The following is an 18,828-nucleotide window of genomic DNA, read 5'->3' as shown; positions in this document are numbered from 1 at the left end:
GAGCCCGCGATGCCGGAAGAGTCCACTCAGGACTCCATCGCCGCGCCGGGGCTGGGAACCGTCCTGCGGGAATGGGGCCGGATCGGCTGCATCGGTTTCGGCGGCCCGCCCACCCATATCGCCCTGCTCCGCAAGTTGTGCGTGCAGCGCCGGGGCTGGTTGTCGGATCAGGAGTTCGAGGACGCCATCGCCGCCTGCAACCTGTTACCCGGCCCGGCGTCGACCCAGCTGGCGATCTTCACCGCGTGGCGGGTGCGCGGCCGCGTGGGAGCGCTCGTCGGCGGCGCGGCGTTCATCGTGCCCGGTCTCATCGTGATCCTGGCGCTGGCCGCGCTGTTCCTCACCGGGGCGCCGCCCGCGTGGGTCCGTGGCGCCGGTGCGGGGGCGGGAGCGGCCGTCGCCGCCGTCGCGGTGCACGCCGGCGTCGGCCTGATCCCGGCGGGGTGGCGGCGCGCGGCCACCACGGGGCGCGTGCGCTGGGCACTGTACGTCGTCGCGGGTGTCGCGTCGGCCGCCTTGGTCGGTCCGTGGCTGGTGCTCGTGCTGCTGGGCTGCGGCCTGATCGAGCTGACCGTGAACCGCTCACGCCGCGGCGAGTCCGCCGCCCTGTTCGCCGTCCCCGTCCAATCCTTGGCCGCCGCGGCCGCGGGCGCCGGCGTGTTCGCGTCGGTGGCGTGGGTGTCGCTCAAGGTCGGGATGCTGTCCTACGGCGGCGGTTTCGTGATCATCCCGCTCATGCAGGACGACGCGGTGAACACCTACCACTGGATGACCGCGGGCGAGTTCCTGAACGCGGTCGCGCTCGGCCAGGTCACCCCGGGCCCGGTGGTGCAGACCGTCGCCGTCGTCGGCTACGCGGCGGCAGGGCTCGCCGGCGGCATCCTCGCCTCGCTGGTCGCCTTCACCCCGTCGTTCCTGTTCATTCTCTTCGGTGCCAAGCACTTCGACCGGCTGCGCGGCAACCCGGACGTGCGGGCGTTCCTCGACGGCGCCGGCCCGGCCGCCGTCGGCGCCATCCTCGGCTCGGCGATCCCGCTCGCGCTCAGCCTGACCCAGGCATGGCAGTACGCCGTACTCGCCGGTGCCGGAGTCCTGCTGTTCGTGTTCAGGCGTGGAGTGGTGACCACGATCCTCGTCGCGGCCGGTGCCGGAACTGTCCTCGCGCTGGCGGGAGCGCTCCTGCCCGCCTAGCGCAATCCCCGGGTGGTGACGACCCGTGCGTTGCCGTCGGCCAGGTGGTACGACAGCCCGGCGACCGCGGTCTCGCCGGTCTCGATCTTGTCGGCGAGCAGCCTGGAGCGGTCGACGAGGAGGTCGACGGTGTGGCGGATGTGCTCGTCGATGACGTCGTCGTTCTCGGTGAGCCCGGCGGCCTGGGCGGCGAGGACGCTCGGGGTGACCCGCTCGATGACGTCGCGGACGAAGCTGTTGGTGCCGAGCCCGTCGGTCAGCGCCGCGCGGGTCGCCGCGACGGCGCCACAGGAGTCGTGGCCGAGGACGACGACCAGGGGAGCATTGAGGATGCTGACGGCGTACTCGATGCTGCCCAGCACCTCCGAACCGGCGACGTGGCCCGCGGTCCGCACGACGAACAGGTCGCCCAGGCCGCGGTCGAAGATGATCTCGGCGGCCAGCCGCGAGTCGGAACAGCCGAAGAGGACGGCGAACGGGCTCTGTTCGGGGGCGGTTTCGGCGCGGCGTACCGCGTCCTGGTTCGGGTGTTCCGGGGTGCCGGCGACGAAGCGTCGGTTACCGGCGAGCAGAAGGTCGAAGGCCTCGGAAGGGGTCGGCGGCGCGTCGCTCATGATCCGGACATTACCGGTTGCCACCAGGGCGGGCATCACACCGGTCGCGCCACCCGCCGTCCTTGCCGTCCATGGTCCCTCCAAGCCGTCCTGTCCGCTTCCGGTGGCGATCGGTGACATGATCGACTCGTCGACAAGGAGTGATCGGCGTTGTCGAGCCCCGCTCCGCGACTTCGCCCTCACGGTGCGGGTCGGCCCGCTGCCCGGCGGGGTCTCGTACGGCGACCGACCAGTTCCGCCGGACGCGTCACTGATCGAGTCGCGTGGCGACGGCGCGCATGGCGCGGCCGACGGCCTGGAGGTCCTCCGGCGCGATCACGTCCACGAAGTGTTCGCGGACGGTGCGGAGATTGTCCGGCGCCGCGCGCAGCAGGGTCTCGTGTCCCTCGTCGGTGAGCCGGGCCCGCACGCCACGGCCGTCGTCGGCGGTCGATTCCCGCCGGACCAGCCCGCGGGTCTCCAGTCCGCCGACGCGGTGCGACAGCCGGCTGCGCGAGTAGTACGCCGACTTCGCGAGGTCCGCCATGCGCATCGACCGGCCGGGGGCTTCGGACAGTCGCACCAGGAGTTCGTACTCGGCCAGGGAAAGGCCGTGCTCCTCGCGCAGTCGCCGGTCGAGCAGGTCGATGAAGCGCACGGAGCCTTCGATGAACGCCCGCCAGTCGCGCTGCTGTTCCGAGTCGAGCCAGTCGGTCACGGCACCTACCGTAACAGTTGACGGCTTCAACCACTTCGGTCTAAATTTGATTGAAGACTTCAACTAGATGGGGAACGCGATGACGAACGAAGCCTGGGTGATGCAGGAGAAGGACGCGGAGGTCATCGAGAAGCCCGCGTTGCGGTTGCTGGCCGACGGCGAGCACACGGGCGGGTTTCTCGGCGCCAACCGGTTGTCGCTCCGAGCCGGGGAACCCGGCACGAAACCGCACTACCACGAGAAATCCGCGGAGGCGTTCTACGTGCTGGACGGAGCGCTGCGCATGCTGATCGGCGAGGAGACGGTCACGGTCGAGCGCGGTGGATACGTGGTGATCCCGCCGGGGCTTCGGCACGCGTTCGCCGCGCCGCCGGACCGGGCCGCGGACGTCCTCATCACGCTGGCGCCGGGCGTCGACCGGTTCGGCTATTTCCGCGTCCTGCCCGAGATCCTGCGCGGGAACGTCGCGCCGGAGGAGGTCGAGCGCCTGCACGAGCGGTACGACGTCCACTTCGTCGACGCGCCGGAGTGGGACGAGCGCGACCGCTAACCGGTACGGAGCCGCCGGGTGGCCTCGACGTCGATGCTGACCCTCCTGACCGAACCGACGCCGCCCGATCCGGTGAGCACCATCGCGACGAGCAGGCAGGGGAACAGCAGGGTGCGCACGACCATGACCCAGCAGGCCGCCGCGCCGATCCGCCCGCCGTCCTTGACCCGGACGAGCCGGGTCCCGGTGAGCGCGGCGCCGAGAAGGCGGCCGTCACCGAAGAACAGGCCGTAGAGCACCGGGACACCGATCACCAGGCCGAGCAGGGTCAGCAGTGCCGCGTTGTCGGGGATCGCACTGTTTTGGGTGGCGACCGCGAACACGACGAAACCGGCTCCCGTGCCCAGCAGGTAGAGGGTGAAGTCCACGAACCAGGCGAGCACTTCGGCCCACCCGCCCGCCGAGACGTAAAGGGTCCCGTCGTCGAACGCGCCGAGTCGTTTCGCGGCCTTCGGGCCGAGCGTGCGTTCGGCCTGCTCCCTGGCGATGGCCAGCCGGTCGTTCATGGCCTGTCCCCACCTGTCTGTCAGGCCGTCGCTCCGCGCGCGGTCAGCCGGTCCGGGACATTATGCGGCGGGGTCCGGGATGTGGTGTGAACAGCCCACGCCTCCCGGCAGGGCATGCTTCGATGGGAGATCGACGGTTCGGCGGGTGATGAGACATGACGAGTGACAGCGAGGTCCGGCGGCGGCCCCTGACGAGTTACGTCAGCCGTGCGGAAGACGAGAACGAGGTCCGGCGGCTGCTCGGTGTGGGGCGCTTGGTGACCTTGACGGGCGCCGGCGGGGTGGGCAAGACCCGGCTGGCGGCCCAGGTGGCCAGTTCGCTCACCCGTGAGTTCCCCGGCGGCGTCGCGATCGCCGGGCTGGGGGAGCTGCGGGACGAACGGCTCGTCCCGCGTGCGGTCGCCGACAGCCTTGGCCTGCACGACACGGCGGGGCACACCGACCTCGACGCCGTCGTCGCGTATCTGCGCCCCCGCCGGTCGTTGCTGTTGCTGGACAACTGCGAGCATCTCCTCGACGGCAGCGTGGATCTGGTGACGGCGTTGCTGCGCGAATGCCGGGATCTCGTGGTGCTCGCCACCAGCCGCCGCTCACTGGGGCTCGCCGGTGAGCAGGTCCTGACGATCCCGCCCTTGGCCGTGCCCGACGGCGAGAGCAGCACACCTGAGGCGGCGCTCACGTTCGGCGCCGTACGGCTGTTCGCGGAGCGTGCCGCGAACGTCCTGCCCGCCTTCGAGATCACCGAAGCCAATGTCGCGGATGTCGTCCGCCTCTGTCGTGGCCTCGACGGCCTGCCGCTGGCGATCGAGCTGGCGGCGGCCAGGATCCGTGTCCTTTCGCCGTCGCAGATCGCGGATCGGGTCGAGCTGAACTCCGGGATGCTGGCCAGCGGCCTCCGGATGCCCGTCGAGCGGCATCGGACGCTGCGCGCCACCATCGAGTGGAGTCACTCGCTCTGCACCGAGACCGAGCGGATCCTCTGGGCACGCTGTTCGGTGTTCGCCGGGCAGTTCGACCTGGCGGGTGTGGAAGCCGTGTGTGCCGAGGACGGACTGGACTCCTTGGCCGTACTGGACGCGGTGGACGGTCTGGTCGACAAATCGGTGCTGGCCCGGATCGACGGCACGGACAAGGTCCACTACCGGATGCTCCGGCTCCTCCGTGAATACGGCGGACGGCGGCTCGCCGCCTCCGGCGATGAGCTCACCGTGGCGAGGAAACACCGTGACCACTACGCCCGGCTCATCGCACAGGCCGCCGACACCTGGTTCGGCCCGGAGCAGGACGAGGCCTACGAGCGCCTGACGGCCGCCCATGCCGACATCCGTGAAGCGTTGTCGTGGTCGCTTCGCAGCCCTGGAGAAAGCCCGGTGGCATTGGAGATGGCCACCGGCACGATCGAATACTGGGTGGCCCGCGGTGCGGCCTGGGAACTGCGGGACTGGATCGATCGCGCGCTCGACGCCGCGCCGCCGGAGACCCCGGGACGGGCCAGGGGGCTGGCGATCGCGGCTTTGTGCGCCGCGCTGCACGCGGATCTGCCGCGTGCCCGGCGGCGGCTGGCCGACGCCGAGGCGATCGAGGACGAAGACGCGGCTCCCTACGTCGCGCACGCGAGTGCCTTCCTGCGGATGCTGTCGATCGAGCCGAACACGATGACCCGTGCGGCGGAGGCCGTGCGGATGTTCGGCGAGCGAGGCGACGTGCGGCGTCAGATGCACCCGATGTTCATCCAGGGGGTCGCACTGGCCTACCGAGGCGATCTTCCGGGAGCGCGGGCGCTGCTGGGCTCGATGCGGCGGCTGTGCGAAGAAGCGGGGGAGTACCGGTATCGCTCCATGGCCCTGTTCGGGCTGGGGGTCGCCGAAGTCTGTTACGGAGGAGATCTCGACGACGGGGAACGGTGCATCCGTGCCGCGCTGGAGATCGACCTCCGCGCCTCGGACGTGCTGTCCGCGGCCTACCGGGTGGACGGCCTGGCGTGGGTGGCCGCGCGCCGCGAGGACTGGGGCCGGGCGGCGGAATTGTTCGGCACCGCCGCGACGCTTTGGGAGCGCTGCAGCGCCGAGCCCGACGTGGCCGTCACCATGACCCACCGGACGTTCCACGCTGCCACACGGGACGCCTTGGGGGAGGAACGGTTCGACGCCGCGTTCGCCGAGGGACGAAAGCGGAACCCGCACGACGCCCTGAGCGGTCCGCCGTCCGAACCCGCCGGCGAACCGGCCGTGCTCGCGCCGCTGACGCCCCGCGAATCGGAGATCGCGCGGCTGGTCGCGGCCGGGCTGAGCAACCGGGAGATCGCGGCGAGGCTGGTCATCGCCCGGCGCACGGTGGAGACGCATCTGCAGCACATCTCGCACAAGCTCGACTTCGTCAACCGGACCCAGCTGGCCGTCTGGGTCGAGCAGCGGCCGCTGTGACCTTCGGGGAGCACAGCGGCCGCGGACGCCCGGCGTCAGTCGATCGGGCAGGTTCCTTGGTACACGGCGATCTTCGGGTCGTTCGCCGGAAGCGGGCACAGGAACTGGTCGTACCTGGTGTCCTGGTCCACGAAGCGTTTCAGCCACGAAAGGCTGTACTTCGCGATGGTCACGTTCGGGTTCGTGGGCGCCATGTGGCCGGCCCCGGCCAGCAGCATGTACGCCTTGTCCAGCGACGGGGGAAGGCTTTGGTAGAACGGCCGGGAATGGGAGCCGTCCGGGGCGATGAAGTCGTTCTGGGCGCTGACGACGAAGGTGGGGACCTTCAGGTCGGAGAACGTCGTGTTCGGATTCCAGCCCGTCAGCGGGATGGCCGCTTTCAACGTGGGCGCCTTCTGCGACGCGATCAACGCTCCGCCGCCGCCCATCGAATGCCCCATGACGGCCAGCCGGTTCCGGTCGACGCGGCTTTTGGCCTGACTCGAATCGGTGACGTAACGCAGCGCCGCGAGCAGTTGGTCGGAGCGCCTGTCCGGGGTGTCCCAGACGCTGTTGGTCGAGAACGTGATGACGACGAAGCCCTGGGACGCCAGCCGTGGGCCGTACCAGGAGATCGCCGCCTCCGACTCCAGGAAACCGGGTGCGATCGCGATCGCGCCGAACGTGCCCTGGCCGGTGGCGGTGGGGTAGTGGATCGTCCCGCCTCCGAACCCTTGTCCGGCGGGGACTTTCTCGGTGGCGGTCTGGAACGTGCCCCGATCCGCCTCGATACTGGCTTTCGTCGGCGCCGGGCCGCGGGCATAAGGACTCTCCTCGGCTGCGGCCGGTACCGCCGCCACGAGAAGTGCGGTCACCGCACTGAGAACCGCGGCGCCCCACTTAGATCCACGCTTCATTGCGCATGTCCTCTCGGAATAACCGTTCCGAGGCCGGAACGGTTTCCCAGATATAGCGGGATCCCGGGGAGACGCGCGTCGTGGAAACTACTGAGTCGCGGAAAGTTGTCACGTCGAGGTGGATTCGGGTCTCGTGAATGGTGAGAACGGTTAGAGCCGAAGGTGGCTTAGATACCTACCGTCGGTGTGCGGGCGGCGGTTTCGTGTGACTGACCGGACGACACACGTGATTGGACGGACGACACGTGTGATCAGACGGACGACACGCGGCGGAGCTCCATTCGCGCGGTCGTGTCGTCCATCCAGTCACGCGTGTCGTCCGCCGGATCACGCGTGTCGTCCGGTCGGTCACGAGGCGGGAAGTGGTCAGGCTCCCGGCCGGTTCCCCGTCGGGATCGTGATGGCGGTGGTCGTCGGCGAGGTCCCCTTGTTGAGGAACAACATCGCCAGCGCGCGCACCAGCTGGTCGAACATGTAGAAGCCGGCGGGCATGACGGGGATCAGTCCCTCGCGGAAGGCGATGTAGGCGGGCCACGCGGTGCGGATAAGGGCGGCGGACGCGTAGTCGCGGCGCAGGCCGAGCCAGTCGCCGATCGCGTCGCTCAGCACATAGCGCACGAATTCGTTGAGGAATCCGCGAGTGACGCCCAGATCGATCTGCGCGGTCAGCCCGAGCAGGTCCTCGGCGAGCTCTTTTCCTTCGTGCGAAGGGGAAAGGATCGGGGTGAGCACCTGTGCCGATTGCGCGTGCGCGGCGGCCCACGTCTTCGGGATGAACTCTTCCCGCACGCCGAGCAGGTGGATGGCGACCTGCCACATGTGGAGGAAGGCCTCCTCGTCGGCGGCCGACATCGGGACCTTCCACTCGCGCAGCTTCCGGTGCACGTAGGTGCCGAGGCTGTGGAAGGTGACCAGGATGTCGCCGTTGCTGATCGGGATCCGCTCGTCCGCGACGGCCTTCCAGTGCGCCGACTGCGGCAGCAGATGCCGCACCGCGGCGTGCACGAGCCGGGTCTTGTTGGCGGTGACCACGAACTGGCCGTCGGGCTCGAAAGCGTTCAGGTCGCTCAGGTCGTAGCCGAAGGTGAACGTCTTGGCCGCGCGGTCCTGCATGTCGGCCCCGCCCGCGGACCAGTAGACCGATTTGGCCTCACGCGGGATGACGGTGCTCATGATGCCGCTGCCGAGCCCGTACAGCATGAACAGGTAGGTGTCCTTGCGCCGGTTGAAATCGGCCGCGCGGCGCAGCTTCGCGGGGTCGGCCCAGGACGGCAGCTTGTGGACGCGCTGGAGGTAGCCGGCGAGATCGGCGGGCAGGCCGCCGGGCAGCGGATCGTTGTTGTCCACCCAGGATTTCATCGCGGTGTTGACCGCCGGGACCTGGCCCGACTCGAGGATCCCCGCCATGATGCGGTCGATTTCGTCGTCCCAGACCCACCACGGGTCGGCCGCCGAACCGGTCTGTGTCGCACCCCAGGCAGGCGCCACACTCGCCGCGCCGACCAGCCCCAGGGCGACACCGAGGGACAGGACATTCCTCCTGCTGAGATCGCTCATTTACTGACCTAACTTCCTTGGTAGGTATCCGATGAGTGATGTGCGCGTTTCCCGTCCAGGTCACGGAGCGAACCCTTGACCACCTTTCCGCCCGCGTTGCGCGGGAGTTCGGGGACCACGACGAGATCCTTGGGCATCTTGAAGGACGCGAGCCTGCCGTCCAGGAATTCGTTCAGTTCCACCAAGGACGGTGCGGCGTCCGGCGGGGTGGTGACGAACGCGACCGGCACCTGGCCCCAGCGCTCGTCGGGCCGGCCGATCACGGCGACCTCCAGTACCGACGGATGCGCGGAGATCGCGTTCTCCAGTTCGGCGCAGTAGATGTTCTCGCCGCCGCTGATGATCATGTCCTTCTTGCGGTCGACCACCCGGATGAAACCGTCTTCGTCCTGGGAGACCAGATCGCCGGAGTGGAACCAGCCTCCGGAAAAGGCTTCCGCGGTCTCCCGAGGTTTCTGCCAGTACCCCTTGGTCACCGTGGGTCCGCGATAGACGATCTCTCCCACCTCGCCCGGTGCGACGTCGTTCATGTCGTCGTCCACGACGCGGTATTGGAGGGTCGGGATCGGTTTGCCGACGGAGCCGAGCTTGCGCGTCGAGTCCTCGCCACTGAGGACGCACGTGATCGGGGAGGTCTCGGTCTGGCCGAACACGGCGACGTTGAGGGCACCGGGGAACTTTTCGGCCATGGCGAGGAGCGTCGCCCTGGACGCGGGAGCCGCACCCCAGCTGATGATCCGCAGTTTCAGGTCACGCTCGGCGATATCCGGCTGGGCGCAGATCAGGTCCCATTGCTGGGGAACGTTGAACACCACGGTGGCGCCTTCGCGTTCGTAGGCGTCGAGCACCGCTCGCGGATCGAAGGCGCCCAGCGGATGGATCACGACCACGCCGCCGACCAGGAAGTTCGCCACGATCGAACCCAGGCCCGCGATGTGGAAGAAGGGCGCGGTCAGGAAGGCGACGTCGCTGTCGTCGAAGATCTTCATCGCCTGGACGCAGGTGATCGCCTGCATCTGCAGGTTGCGATGGGACAGCATCACCCCTTTCGGCCTGCCGGTGGTGCCCGAGGTGTACATGATCAGCGCCGTCGACTCCTCGCTGACGTCGGGCAGTTCCAGCGGTTCGTGCGCGGTCAGGAACTCCTCGTACGACTCACCGAGGACGAGCACCGTGCCGATCGAGGCGGCGTTCGGCGCCGCGTCGAGCAGGGGCAGCAATCGCTCGTCGACGACGATGGCGGACGGTGTGCAGTCGGCGAGGATGTAGTCGAGCTCCGCCGGCGCGAGCCGGAAGCTGAGCGGGACGGCCATGGCGCCCAGGCTGTTCGCCGCGAACACGGTTTCCACGAACCACGGGTGGTTCAGGGTCAGCGTGGCCACTCGATCGCCTTCGGCGACACCTCGTGCGGCGAGCCCGGCGGCCAACCGCAAGGACCGCCGGGAGAGCTCCGCCCAGGTGGTCGTCTCCCCGAGGTACCGCAGGGCGGGCTTGTCCGGACGCATCATCGCGTGCGTCGCCGCGTGTGCCATCCAGTGGTGCCGGAAGGACGAGGCGGGAGCCGAAGCGGTCGACATGGCCATCCTCAGGTGTCGGAACGGGACTGGTCGCGAGGCCAGTATGCATGCCAAGCCGCCGGTTGAGAAGCCATAAGTTAATCGAGAATCACATCGGGCGCCGGTCTTCGCCCGGCGGTTCCCGTGCCGGTGATCCGGTTCGTGGTTGACTTCCCCGCATGGCCCTGTTCCCGTGCGCAGCCGCTCGGCACCCGCGATGAGCGCCGATTCGACCGCGGCCGTCCGGCCCCGCAACCGCAAGCAGACGATCGTCGACGCGGCCGGGCGGATCTTCAGCGAACACGGCTACCACGCGGCGTCGATGGAGGAGATCGCCGCCGACGTGGGCATCACCGCGGCGGCCCTGTACCGGCACTTCCCGAACAAGTACGCGCTGTTCGCCGCCTGCGCGAACGTCATGGCCGACCGGCTCGTCGCCACCCTCGACGAGGTCGCGCCCGGCGCCCCGCTGGCGGACCTGCTCGGCGCCGTCACCCGGGGCACGGTCACCCATCGGGCGTCGAGCGGCCTGTACCGCTGGGAATCCCGGTACCTCGACCGCGAAGACCGGCACTCGCTCGCGCTGAAGTTCGAGCAGGTCGTGGACCGGGTGACCGAAGCGGTGCGGCGGGAGTATCCGCTCCCCGACGCGGGCCTGCGGGCCGTGGCGGCACTCGGCGTGATCGGGTCCATCACGATGCACCGCACGTCGATCGCCCAGCGCCGGGTCGAAGAGGTGCTGCTGGAGTCGGCACTGCGGGTGGCCGCGACCGGCCCGGTGACGGGCGGCGGGAGTACGCACCTCGTCGAGCTGCCGTCCGGCCCGGTGTCGCGCACCAGGCGTGCGGAGATCATCGCGGCCGCCATCCCGTTGTTCGAACAGGACGGGTTCGCCAACGTCACGAACGGCCGGATCGCCGAAGCCGTGGGACTGGTGCCGTCCGCGCTCTACCGGTACTTCCCCGGTAAGGCCGACATTCTCGCCGCCGCCTGTCTCCAGGCCGCGGCGATTCTGGCCCAGGCGGTGGAACAGAACCTTCAAGATGTCGACGACCCGGGCCAAGCCCTGCTCGCCTTGGCGCGGACGTATGTGGCGTACAGCTTCGAGCACACCGCGCTCACGAGCGTCGCCAACGCCGAACTGGCGGGCCTGCCCGCCGGGCTGCAGCGGCCCTTGGTCAGCGCGCAGCGCGAGCACATCGCGGTCTGGGAAAGGGAATTGCGGTCGGCGCGGCCGGAACTCGACCAGCGTCAGGCGAGGGTGCTCGTGCACGCGGGCTTCGGGGTGGTGGTCGAAGCGGGCCGGAGGTTGCGCTGGGAAGACGTCCCCGCCAACCGCGACGCGGTGAGCGCTCTGCTCGTGGGCGCCTTGGGCGTTTGACGAACCGTTCCTCAGGGTTCGCGGTGGCCGAGGCCCGCGGAGACCTGTCGCGCCGCGCGGCCGACGACGCGATTCAGGCCGCGCATCCGGGCGGCGGGCATGTACGGCCGGGTCGCCGAAACACTGATGGCGCCGGCGATCGCGCCGGTGGCGTCCCGGATCGGCGCCGCGACACAACGGATTCCCGGTTCGTTGTCCTCCAGATCCATCGCCACCCCGGACTCCGCGTACTCGCGCATCCGCGCCAAGAACGCGTCGACGTCCTCCGGGTGCACCCGCCCGGGTTCCACCGGGGTCTCGGCCAGGTACAGCTCCCGCCACTCCGGCGCCGAGTCCAGCAGCAGCGCCATGCCGACACCGGTGCGGGTCAACGGCATCCGGTGCCCGATGCGGGAGCGCATCTCCGCGCCTCGTGAACCCGGCAGCTTGTCCAGGTACAGCACGGAATCCCCGTCGCGGACCGCCAGATGCACCGTGTCCCGCAACTGTTCGGCCAGTTCCTCCAGTACCGGCCGGGCGACCACCGGCAGCGGACTTCCGTGCAGGGCCTGGAAACCCAGCTCGATCAGGGTCGGCCCGAGCGTGTAGCCGTCTCGTCCGCTGCGCAGGTAACCCTCGCTGACCAGCAACTGGACCAGCCGGTGCGCGGTGCTGCGACCAAGGCCCGTGTGGTCGACCAGTGCGCGGAGATCGGTCGCGCCGTTCGCGACCGCGCGGATCACCGCGAGGCCGCGGGCGAGGGTCTGGGTGCCGGGCGGTGGCGTGTCGGACATGGCTGAATCCTACATATAGGGACGCCGATCGCATTATCGGGAACGCGACCGCACGATGTCGCTCGTGACGGATACTGAACCGGCCTTGATCGCGCTCGACTGGGGGACCTCCGGCCAGCGCGCCTGGCTGCTCGGCAGGGACGGCGAGATCCTCGGCGCCCGCGACGCCGGGCGCGGGCTGCTCACCACGACCGAGGACGTGGACCTCCGGGACCCGCGAGCGAGGGCGGGCGCGTACGAGTCGGCCTTCCGGCAGGCCTGCGGCGACTGGCTGACCGCGTACCCCGGGCTTCCCGCGCTCGCCTCCGGGATGGTGGGCAGCGCGCAGGGCTGGACGGACTCCGGCTATCGCACCGTGCCGACGGCGCTCGACTTCCCTTCGCTCGTCCCGGTTTCCCATCGCGACGGCGTGCTCCACCTCGTGCCGGGGCTGCGGATCCCGTCCGGCGACAATCCGGGTGACGTGATCCGCGGCGAAGAAACGCAGCTCGTCGGCGCGCTCGAGACGCTCGGGCATCCTGACGGACCGCTCACCGTGGTACTCCCCGGGACGCACAGCAAATGGGTCCGCGTCGAGAACGGGATCGTCACCGGCTTCACCACCGCGATGACCGGTGAACTGTACGGATTGCTGATCGCACAAGGCATCCTCGCCCGCACGGCCGCCGATCCGGTCGCCGACGACGCGGCCTTCTCACGAGGTCTGGCGGCCGGACGGCGTTCGCGAGGGCTCGCCACCGAGGCCTTCGGCGCCCGTCCGCTCGTGCTCGACGGCGTACTGGAACCGGAGTCGTTGCCCGACTACCTTTCCGGCGTCCTGATCGCCGACGAGGTCTCGCATCTGCTGCGTGAGTCGGACACCCACGTCGTCCTTTGTGGAGCGAGCGCGCTCTGCCGCCGGTATGCCGCCGCCCTCGCCGAAAGGGGAGTGGAGACCACCGCGCTCTCGGAGGAGATCACCGTCCGGGGGCTGTGGCGTATCGCCGCGGCCGCCGGACTGCTCGAGAACCGTCTCGAAAGGACACTGAAGCCGTGACCGGTTTGATCGCGATCCTGCGCGGAGTGACCCCTGCCGAGGTTGTCGGCATCGGCCGGGCGCTCGTCGACGCGGGATTCCCCGCCATCGAAGTGCCACTGAACTCGCCGGAGCCGTTCGAAAGCGTGCGCCTGCTCGCGGAAGCGTTCGGCGACGAGTGCGAGATCGGCGCGGGCACGGTGCTCACCACCGAAGACGTCGGCCGGGCGCGGGAGGCCGGGGCGCGGATGATCGTGGCGCCCAATACCGATCCCGCGGTGATCTCCGCCGCCGTGGCCGCGGGGATGACGCCGTATCCCGGTGTGGCCACGCCCACCGAAGCCTTCGCCGCGGTGGCGGCGGGCGCCCGGCATCTCAAGCTGTTCCCCGCCGACGCGGTCGGGATCGGGGGCATGAAGGCGTGGCGCGCCGTGCTGCCGCGCGAAGTCGGGCTGCTGCCGGTCGGCGGCGTCGACGAAACGAACCTGGCGGACTGGGCCGCCGCCGGGGCGGCCGGGGCGGGGCTGGGTTCCTGCCTCTACCGGCCGGGTGACGGCGCGGGCGCGGTCGGCGCCCGAGCTCGCGAATTTTCCAGGATCTGGCACCAGGACTAAGGAAGAAACCCATGAAGATCGTGTCAATGACGACATATCAGGTGCCGCCGCGCTGGTCGTTCCTGAAGATCGAGACCGACGAGGGCGTCACCGGCTGGGGCGAACCGGTCCTGGAGGGCCGGGCCGCGTCGGTGGCCGCGACCGTGGAGGAGCTTTCCGACTACCTGATCGGCAAGGATCCTTCACAGATCGAGGATCTGTGGACGGTGCTCTACCGCGGCGGGTTCTATCGGGGCGGCGGTATCCACATGAGCGCGCTGGCCGGGATCGACCAGGCCCTGTGGGACATCAAGGGCAAGGCGCTCGGCGTCCCGGTGCACGAGCTGCTCGGCGGCCGGGTGCGCGAGGAGATCAAGGTGTACTCGTGGATCGGCGGAGACCGGCCCGCCGAGACTGCCCGCGCTGCGCGTGAGGTGGTGGATCGCGGGTTCAGCGCGGTGAAGATGAACGGCACCGAGGAACTGTCCTATCTGGACACTTGGGACAAGATCGACCGTTGTGTGGCCAATGTGGACGCGGTGCGCCAGGCGGTGGGCCCGGACATCGGCATCGGGGTGGACTTCCACGGCCGCGTGCACAAGCCGATGGCCAAGGTCCTGCTGCGTGAACTGGAGCCGTACCGGCTGATGTTCGTCGAGGAGCCGGTGCTGTCCGAGCACGTCGACGGGTTCGCGGACGTCCTCCGCAACTCGCCGATCCCGATCGCGCTCGGCGAGCGGCTGTACTCGCGGTGGGATTTCAAGGCGGTACTGGCTTCGGGCGCCGTCGACATCATCCAGCCGGACCCCTCGCACTGCGGCGGTATCACCGAAGCGCGCAAGATCGCGCACATGGCGGAGGCCTACGACGTCGGTCTGGCGCTGCACTGCCCGCTCGGCCCGATCGCGCTGGCGGCCTGCCTCCAGATCGACGCGGGCTGCTACAACGCGACGATCCAGGAACAGAGCCTCGGCATCCACTACAACACGAGCAACGATCTTCTGGACTATCTGGCGGATCCGTCGGTGTTCGCCTACGACGACGGACGGGTCGTCATCCCCCGCGGGCCGGGGCTGGGCATCGAGATCAACGAGGAGTACGTCGCCGAACGCGCGGCCGAGGGACATCGCTGGCGGAATCCGGTGTGGCGGCACACCGACGGCTCGTTCGCGGAATGGTGAGCGCGATGACCACTTCCGTCCAAGCCACGGTGCGCCCGACCCGGTTCCGGGTGCTCATCGCGGTGATGCTGTTCGTCACCGTCGTCATCAACTACCTCGACCGTTCGAACCTGTCGATCGCGATGCCCGCGATCGCCGGCGAACTCGACCTTTCCAAAGCGGAACAAGGCATCCTCCTTTCGGCCTTCGGCTGGACCTACGCCGCGTTGCAGCTGCCCGGCGGCTGGCTGGTCGACAAGATCCCGCCGCGGCTGCTCTATCCGGCCTGCCTGATCCTGTGGTCGCTGGCGACGTTCTTCATGGGGATCATCGGCGGATTCGTGGCGCTGATCGCGTTACGGCTGATGGTCGGTGTCTTCGAGGCGCCCGCCTATCCGATCAACAGCAAGATCGCGACCGTCTGGTTCCCGGAACGCGAACGCGCCACGGCCATCGGTTTCTACACCTCGGGCCAGTTCATCGGCCTCGCGCTGCTGACTCCCGTGCTGTCCTGGCTGCAAACCGTGCTTTCATGGCACTGGGTGTTCATCGCCACGGGCCTGGTCGGCATCCTCTGGGCGGTGCTCTGGTACGCGAAGTACCGGGAGCCGCGCGACTCCCGGGCCAACGAGGCCGAGGTCGAGCTGATCCGCTCCGGCGGTGGTCTGGTGGATCTACCGCGTGAACGGCCGGAGCGGGCGCGGATCACGCGAGCGGACCTGGCGACGGTGCTGGGCAGCCGGAAGCTGTGGGGAATCTACTTCGGACAGTTCTGCCTGACCTCGACGCTCTGGTTCTTCCTCACCTGGTTCCCCACGTATCTCGTCGAATACCGGGAAATGGACTACATCAAGTCCGGCTTCCTGGCATCGCTGCCGTTCATCGCGGCGCTGGTCGGTGTGCTGGCTTCCGGTGTCCTGTCGGACTTCCTGGTACGCCGTGGTGCTTCGCTCGGGGTGGCGAGGAAGGGGCCGATCATCGCGGGTCTGCTGCTGAGCACCGTGATGGTCACCGCGGGCTTCACCGACTCGACGACACTGGTCATCGTCATCCTGTCGATCGCCTTCTTCGGCAACGGGCTCGCGTCGATCACCTGGTCGCTGGTCTCGGCGCTGGCCCCGCGACGGCTGCTCGGGCTGACCGGCGGGATGTTCAACTTCATCGGGAACCTGTCGTCGATCGCGACCCCGATCGTCATCGGCCTGATCGTCACCGACGACAGCTTCGCGCCCGGTTTCGCCTACATGACCGTGATCACGATCGCCGGGATCCTGTCCTACGTCCTCCTGGTCGGCAAGGTCGAGCGCGTCGCGGAGCGGCTGTGACCAGCGCTACATAGATACCCCCTAGGGGTACTTGCGCCCAGCGTGGCCCCGGGCATAACTTCGTCTCCGTCAGATACCCCCTAGGGGTATCAAGTTCTCGAAAGGACGGTCGTCATGACGGAGACAACCCCGGACCCACGACGGTGGTGGGCGCTGGGACTCATCGCGCTGGCCCAGTTCATGGTCATCATGGACACCTCGATCATCGGCGTCGCACTACCCGCCATGCAGCAGGACCTCGGGTTCTCCCCAGGGGACCTGTCGTGGGTGTTCAACGCCTACGTCATCGCGCTCGCCGGGCTCCTCCTGCTCGGCGGACGCCTCTCGGACCTGTTCGGCGCGCGGAAGATGTTCACCGCCGGCTGGGTCGTCACCCTCGGCGGTTCCGTGGTCGCCGCGGTCGCGGGCACCGCGTGGGTCGAACTGCTCGGCCGGGTGCTGCAAGGCGCGGGAGCGGCGCTGATCGCGCCGTCCGCGCTGACCCTGCTGATGATGCTGTTCGGCGCGCGTCCCCGTGAGCTGACCAAGGCACTCGCGCTCTACGGCGCGGCCGCGCCCGCCGGTGGCACCGCCGGGGTGTTCCTCGGCGGCGTGATCACCGAATGGCTGTCGTGGCCGTGGATCTTCTGGCTCTACGTCCCGATTTCGCTCATCGCGGTGCTGGCGACCGGCAAGCTGATGCCGTTCGCGCCCGCCCGGCGTGGCTCGGTCGACATCGCCGGCGCCATCGCGGCGACCGCGGGCCTCGGGCTGACCGTGTTCGGCGTCGTCCGGGCACCGGAAGCGGGCTGGGACTCGGCGGGCACGTTGGGCGCGCTGGTGGGTGGCGTCGCCCTGCTCGCGGTGTTCGTGCTGATCCAGCGCAGGCGTGCGGTTCCGTTGGTGCGGCTGGGGATCTTCCGGACGCCGAACCTCGGCGGGGCGAATCTCGCCCAGTTCCTGCTCGGCGCGGCGTGGATCCCGATGTGGTACTTCCTCAACCTGTACCTGCAGCAGGTCCTCGGTTACGGTGCCTTCGCCAGTGGCGCGGCGCTGCTGCCGATGACCGTGCTGATCGTCGTGCTGATGGTCGCGGTCGCGCCCCGGCTGATCGGCCGGTTCGGACCGAAGAAGATGATCATCGGTGGGCTGTGGGCGCTCGCCGCGGGACTGGTGTGGCTGTCGTTCGTCAGCCCGACGGGCAACTTCGTCGTCGACGTGCTGCCCGCGTCGCTGGTTGCCGCACTCGGACAGGCGCTCGCCTTCATCCCGTCGCTCGGCACCGCCATCTCCAGCGCGAAACCGGAGGAAGGCGGACTGGCGTCGGGAATCGTGAACACCTCGTACCAGATCGGCTCGGCGCTCGGTCTCGCCGCGATGACCGCGGTCGGCGTGTCGTTCGGCGCGGGCCGGATCGGGGACCCGGTCGCACTGACCGGCGGATACTCGGCCGCGTTCCTCGGGGCCGCGGGAATCGCGGTCGCCGGTGGCTTCCTGGCCATGGCCACCCTGCGCACCCCGAAACCCGAGCCGAGCGCGGTCGGCGGAGGTGAACCGGCGGTGCTGCGATGACCGGCTGTATCCCCGTGTGGAGGGCGAGACCGTTCCAGGACCGCCCTCCACACGGCGTTTTCGGGGCCGGGCTCACATTTCGCGGGGCCGTGTCGTCGGTTGGGCAGAACACCCACCAACGCAAAGGAGATCGCGATGAACGCCCGGCTCGACTACTTCGGCAACCCGGTCGGCGGAAAGTTCCTGAAGGCCCTCGTCTCGGCGAACACGACGCTGGCAGGCTCGCCTCTGCCGCTCGCGGTCCAAGAGCTGGTACGGATGCGCGCGAGTCAGATCAACGGCTGCGCGGTGTGCCTGGACATCCACACCAAGGAAGCCGCCGCCGCGGGCGAAACGGACGTGCGGATCAACCTGGTCGCGGTATGGCGGGAGGCGAACGTCTTCACCGAGGCCGAGCGTGCCGCGCTGGAGGTGACCGAGCAGGCCTGCCGGATGGCCGACGGCGGCGTCGTCACCGATGAGGCGTGGGCGAACGTCGCCAAGCATTTCGACGAGGACCAGCTCGCCGCCCTGGTGGGCGTGATCTCGCTGATCAACGCCTTCAACCGGATGAACGCCATCGTCCAGAACCCCGGCGGCGACTACCGGGTCGGACAGTTCGCATGACGAGCACCGAGACCGCACGCAATCGGGCTACGTTCGACCGTTTTCACGACGCGACGAACAGCGGCAGCTACGACGTCATCGAGAAGATGATCGACGAGGTCGTCGCGCCGGACGTGGTGTTCCACACGCCGGTGCCGATGGAGGTGACAGGGGCACAGGCACTGAAACAGGTGTGGACGGTGCTGCTTCGTGCGTTCCCCGATCTGCGGGTCACGGCCGAGGACGTGCTCACCGACGGCGACAAGATCGTCTGCCGGAACACCGTCACCGGCACCCATGGGGGCGAGTACAGGGGGATGCCTGCCACCGGGAAGCCGGTTTCCTACAGCGAGATCTTCATCGTCCGCTTCGCCGGAGGGCGGGTCGCCGAGATCTGGGGTGTGGTCGACGTCCTCACCCAGCTGCGGCAACTCGGCGCCCTCGCGGCGTAGCGG

At 69.1% G+C, this 18,828-nt stretch carries 18 protein-coding genes; 11 read left to right on the top strand and 7 right to left on the bottom strand.

Features of this window, described 5'->3' with window-relative positions; translation table 11 throughout:
* Positions 1–9: 9 nt before the first annotated feature.
* Positions 10–1,191 (top strand): chromate efflux transporter, encoded by a 1,182-nt coding sequence (gene chrA, locus ACZ3HL_RS22165; protein ID WP_465533240.1) that lies wholly within the window; start codon positions 10–12, stop codon positions 1,189–1,191.
* Here chrA and ACZ3HL_RS22160 read toward each other — a convergent pair.
* Together ACZ3HL_RS22160 and ACZ3HL_RS22155 are read right to left on the bottom strand one after the other, a co-directional pair.
* Entirely contained in the window at positions 1,188–1,805 is a 618-nt protein-coding gene (locus tag ACZ3HL_RS22160) for a carbonic anhydrase (protein WP_465533238.1), read from the bottom strand. The two genes, chrA and ACZ3HL_RS22160, sit on opposite strands and share 4 nt — an antisense overlap.
* 247 nt (positions 1,806–2,052) lie before the next feature.
* Positions 2,053–2,502, bottom strand: a complete 450-nt coding sequence (locus ACZ3HL_RS22155; protein WP_465533236.1) for a MarR family winged helix-turn-helix transcriptional regulator — start codon at positions 2,500–2,502, stop codon at positions 2,053–2,055.
* Between the two features lie 79 nt (positions 2,503–2,581).
* Between ACZ3HL_RS22155 and ACZ3HL_RS22150 the strand changes: the two genes are divergently transcribed.
* Complete coding sequence (locus ACZ3HL_RS22150) at positions 2,582–3,052, top strand: cupin domain-containing protein (RefSeq protein WP_465412767.1); 471 nt, start codon at positions 2,582–2,584, stop codon at positions 3,050–3,052.
* On the opposite strand, the gene ACZ3HL_RS22145 is transcribed toward ACZ3HL_RS22150, so the two are convergent.
* Entirely contained in the window at positions 3,049–3,558 is a 510-nt protein-coding gene (locus ACZ3HL_RS22145; RefSeq protein ID WP_465533234.1) for a hypothetical protein, read from the bottom strand. The genes ACZ3HL_RS22150 and ACZ3HL_RS22145 overlap by 4 nt on opposite strands.
* Positions 3,559–3,713: 155 nt before the next feature.
* Here ACZ3HL_RS22145 and ACZ3HL_RS22140 point away from each other — a divergent pair, with 155 nt between their 5' ends.
* A complete protein-coding gene (locus ACZ3HL_RS22140) occupies positions 3,714–5,981 on the top strand; it encodes an ATP-binding protein (protein WP_465533232.1) in 2,268 nt (755 codons plus the stop codon).
* Between the two features lie 35 nt (positions 5,982–6,016).
* Here the strand turns inward: ACZ3HL_RS22140 and ACZ3HL_RS22135 are convergent, their stop codons facing one another.
* The 3 genes from ACZ3HL_RS22135 to ACZ3HL_RS22125 form a co-directional block, all read right to left on the bottom strand.
* Positions 6,017–6,877, bottom strand: a complete 861-nt coding sequence (locus ACZ3HL_RS22135) for a poly(ethylene terephthalate) hydrolase family protein (RefSeq protein WP_465412771.1) — start codon at positions 6,875–6,877, stop codon at positions 6,017–6,019.
* Between the two features lie 366 nt (positions 6,878–7,243).
* Positions 7,244–8,434 (bottom strand): oxygenase MpaB family protein, encoded by a 1,191-nt coding sequence (locus ACZ3HL_RS22130; protein WP_465533230.1) that lies wholly within the window; start codon positions 8,432–8,434, stop codon positions 7,244–7,246.
* A gap of 8 nt (positions 8,435–8,442) precedes the next feature.
* Positions 8,443–10,011, bottom strand: a complete 1,569-nt coding sequence (locus ACZ3HL_RS22125; protein WP_465533228.1) for an AMP-binding protein — start codon at positions 10,009–10,011, stop codon at positions 8,443–8,445.
* 196 nt (positions 10,012–10,207) lie between these two features.
* Here ACZ3HL_RS22125 and ACZ3HL_RS22120 point away from each other — a divergent pair, with 196 nt between their 5' ends.
* On the top strand, positions 10,208–11,371 hold the full coding sequence (locus tag ACZ3HL_RS22120; protein ID WP_465533226.1) for a TetR/AcrR family transcriptional regulator: 1,164 nt from the start codon (positions 10,208–10,210) through the stop codon (positions 11,369–11,371).
* A gap of 11 nt (positions 11,372–11,382) precedes the next feature.
* Here ACZ3HL_RS22120 and ACZ3HL_RS22115 read toward each other — a convergent pair whose 3' ends face one another.
* Positions 11,383–12,144, bottom strand: a complete 762-nt coding sequence (locus tag ACZ3HL_RS22115; protein ID WP_465412775.1) for an IclR family transcriptional regulator — start codon at positions 12,142–12,144, stop codon at positions 11,383–11,385.
* Between the two features lie 55 nt (positions 12,145–12,199).
* On the opposite strand from ACZ3HL_RS22115, the gene ACZ3HL_RS22110 reads away from it, so the two are divergent.
* The 7 genes from ACZ3HL_RS22110 (at position 12,200) to ACZ3HL_RS22080 (ending at position 18,825) form a co-directional block, all read left to right on the top strand.
* Positions 12,200–13,180 (top strand): 2-dehydro-3-deoxygalactonokinase, encoded by a 981-nt coding sequence (locus ACZ3HL_RS22110; RefSeq protein WP_465533224.1) that lies wholly within the window; start codon positions 12,200–12,202, stop codon positions 13,178–13,180.
* Positions 13,177–13,773, top strand: a complete 597-nt coding sequence (locus ACZ3HL_RS22105) for a 2-dehydro-3-deoxy-6-phosphogalactonate aldolase (RefSeq protein WP_465533222.1) — start codon at positions 13,177–13,179, stop codon at positions 13,771–13,773. Before ACZ3HL_RS22110 ends, ACZ3HL_RS22105 begins: the two co-directional genes overlap by 4 nt.
* Positions 13,774–13,784: 11 nt before the next feature.
* A complete protein-coding gene (gene dgoD / locus ACZ3HL_RS22100; protein WP_465412778.1) occupies positions 13,785–14,933 on the top strand; it encodes a galactonate dehydratase in 1,149 nt (382 codons plus the stop codon).
* 5 nt (positions 14,934–14,938) lie between these two features.
* Complete coding sequence (locus ACZ3HL_RS22095) at positions 14,939–16,237, top strand: MFS transporter (RefSeq protein WP_465533220.1); 1,299 nt, start codon at positions 14,939–14,941, stop codon at positions 16,235–16,237.
* A 114-nt stretch (positions 16,238–16,351) separates the two neighbouring features.
* Positions 16,352–17,788 carry an MFS transporter gene (locus ACZ3HL_RS22090; RefSeq protein WP_465533218.1) on the top strand — a complete coding sequence of 479 codons (1,437 nt, stop codon included), beginning with the start codon at positions 16,352–16,354 and terminating at the stop codon, positions 17,786–17,788.
* A 135-nt stretch (positions 17,789–17,923) separates the two neighbouring features.
* Entirely contained in the window at positions 17,924–18,394 is a 471-nt protein-coding gene (locus tag ACZ3HL_RS22085) for a carboxymuconolactone decarboxylase family protein (protein WP_465412781.1), read from the top strand.
* Positions 18,391–18,825: an ester cyclase gene (locus ACZ3HL_RS22080; protein ID WP_465533216.1), complete on the top strand. Its 435-nt coding sequence runs from the start codon at positions 18,391–18,393 to the stop codon at positions 18,823–18,825. The genes ACZ3HL_RS22085 and ACZ3HL_RS22080 overlap by 4 nt, the downstream gene beginning before the upstream one ends.
* The last annotated feature ends 3 nt before the right edge of the window (positions 18,826–18,828 follow it).

It is taken from the genome of Amycolatopsis sp. NPDC000009 (genome assembly GCF_055563465.1).
This window is presented reverse-complemented; position numbering and strand designations above follow the sequence as displayed.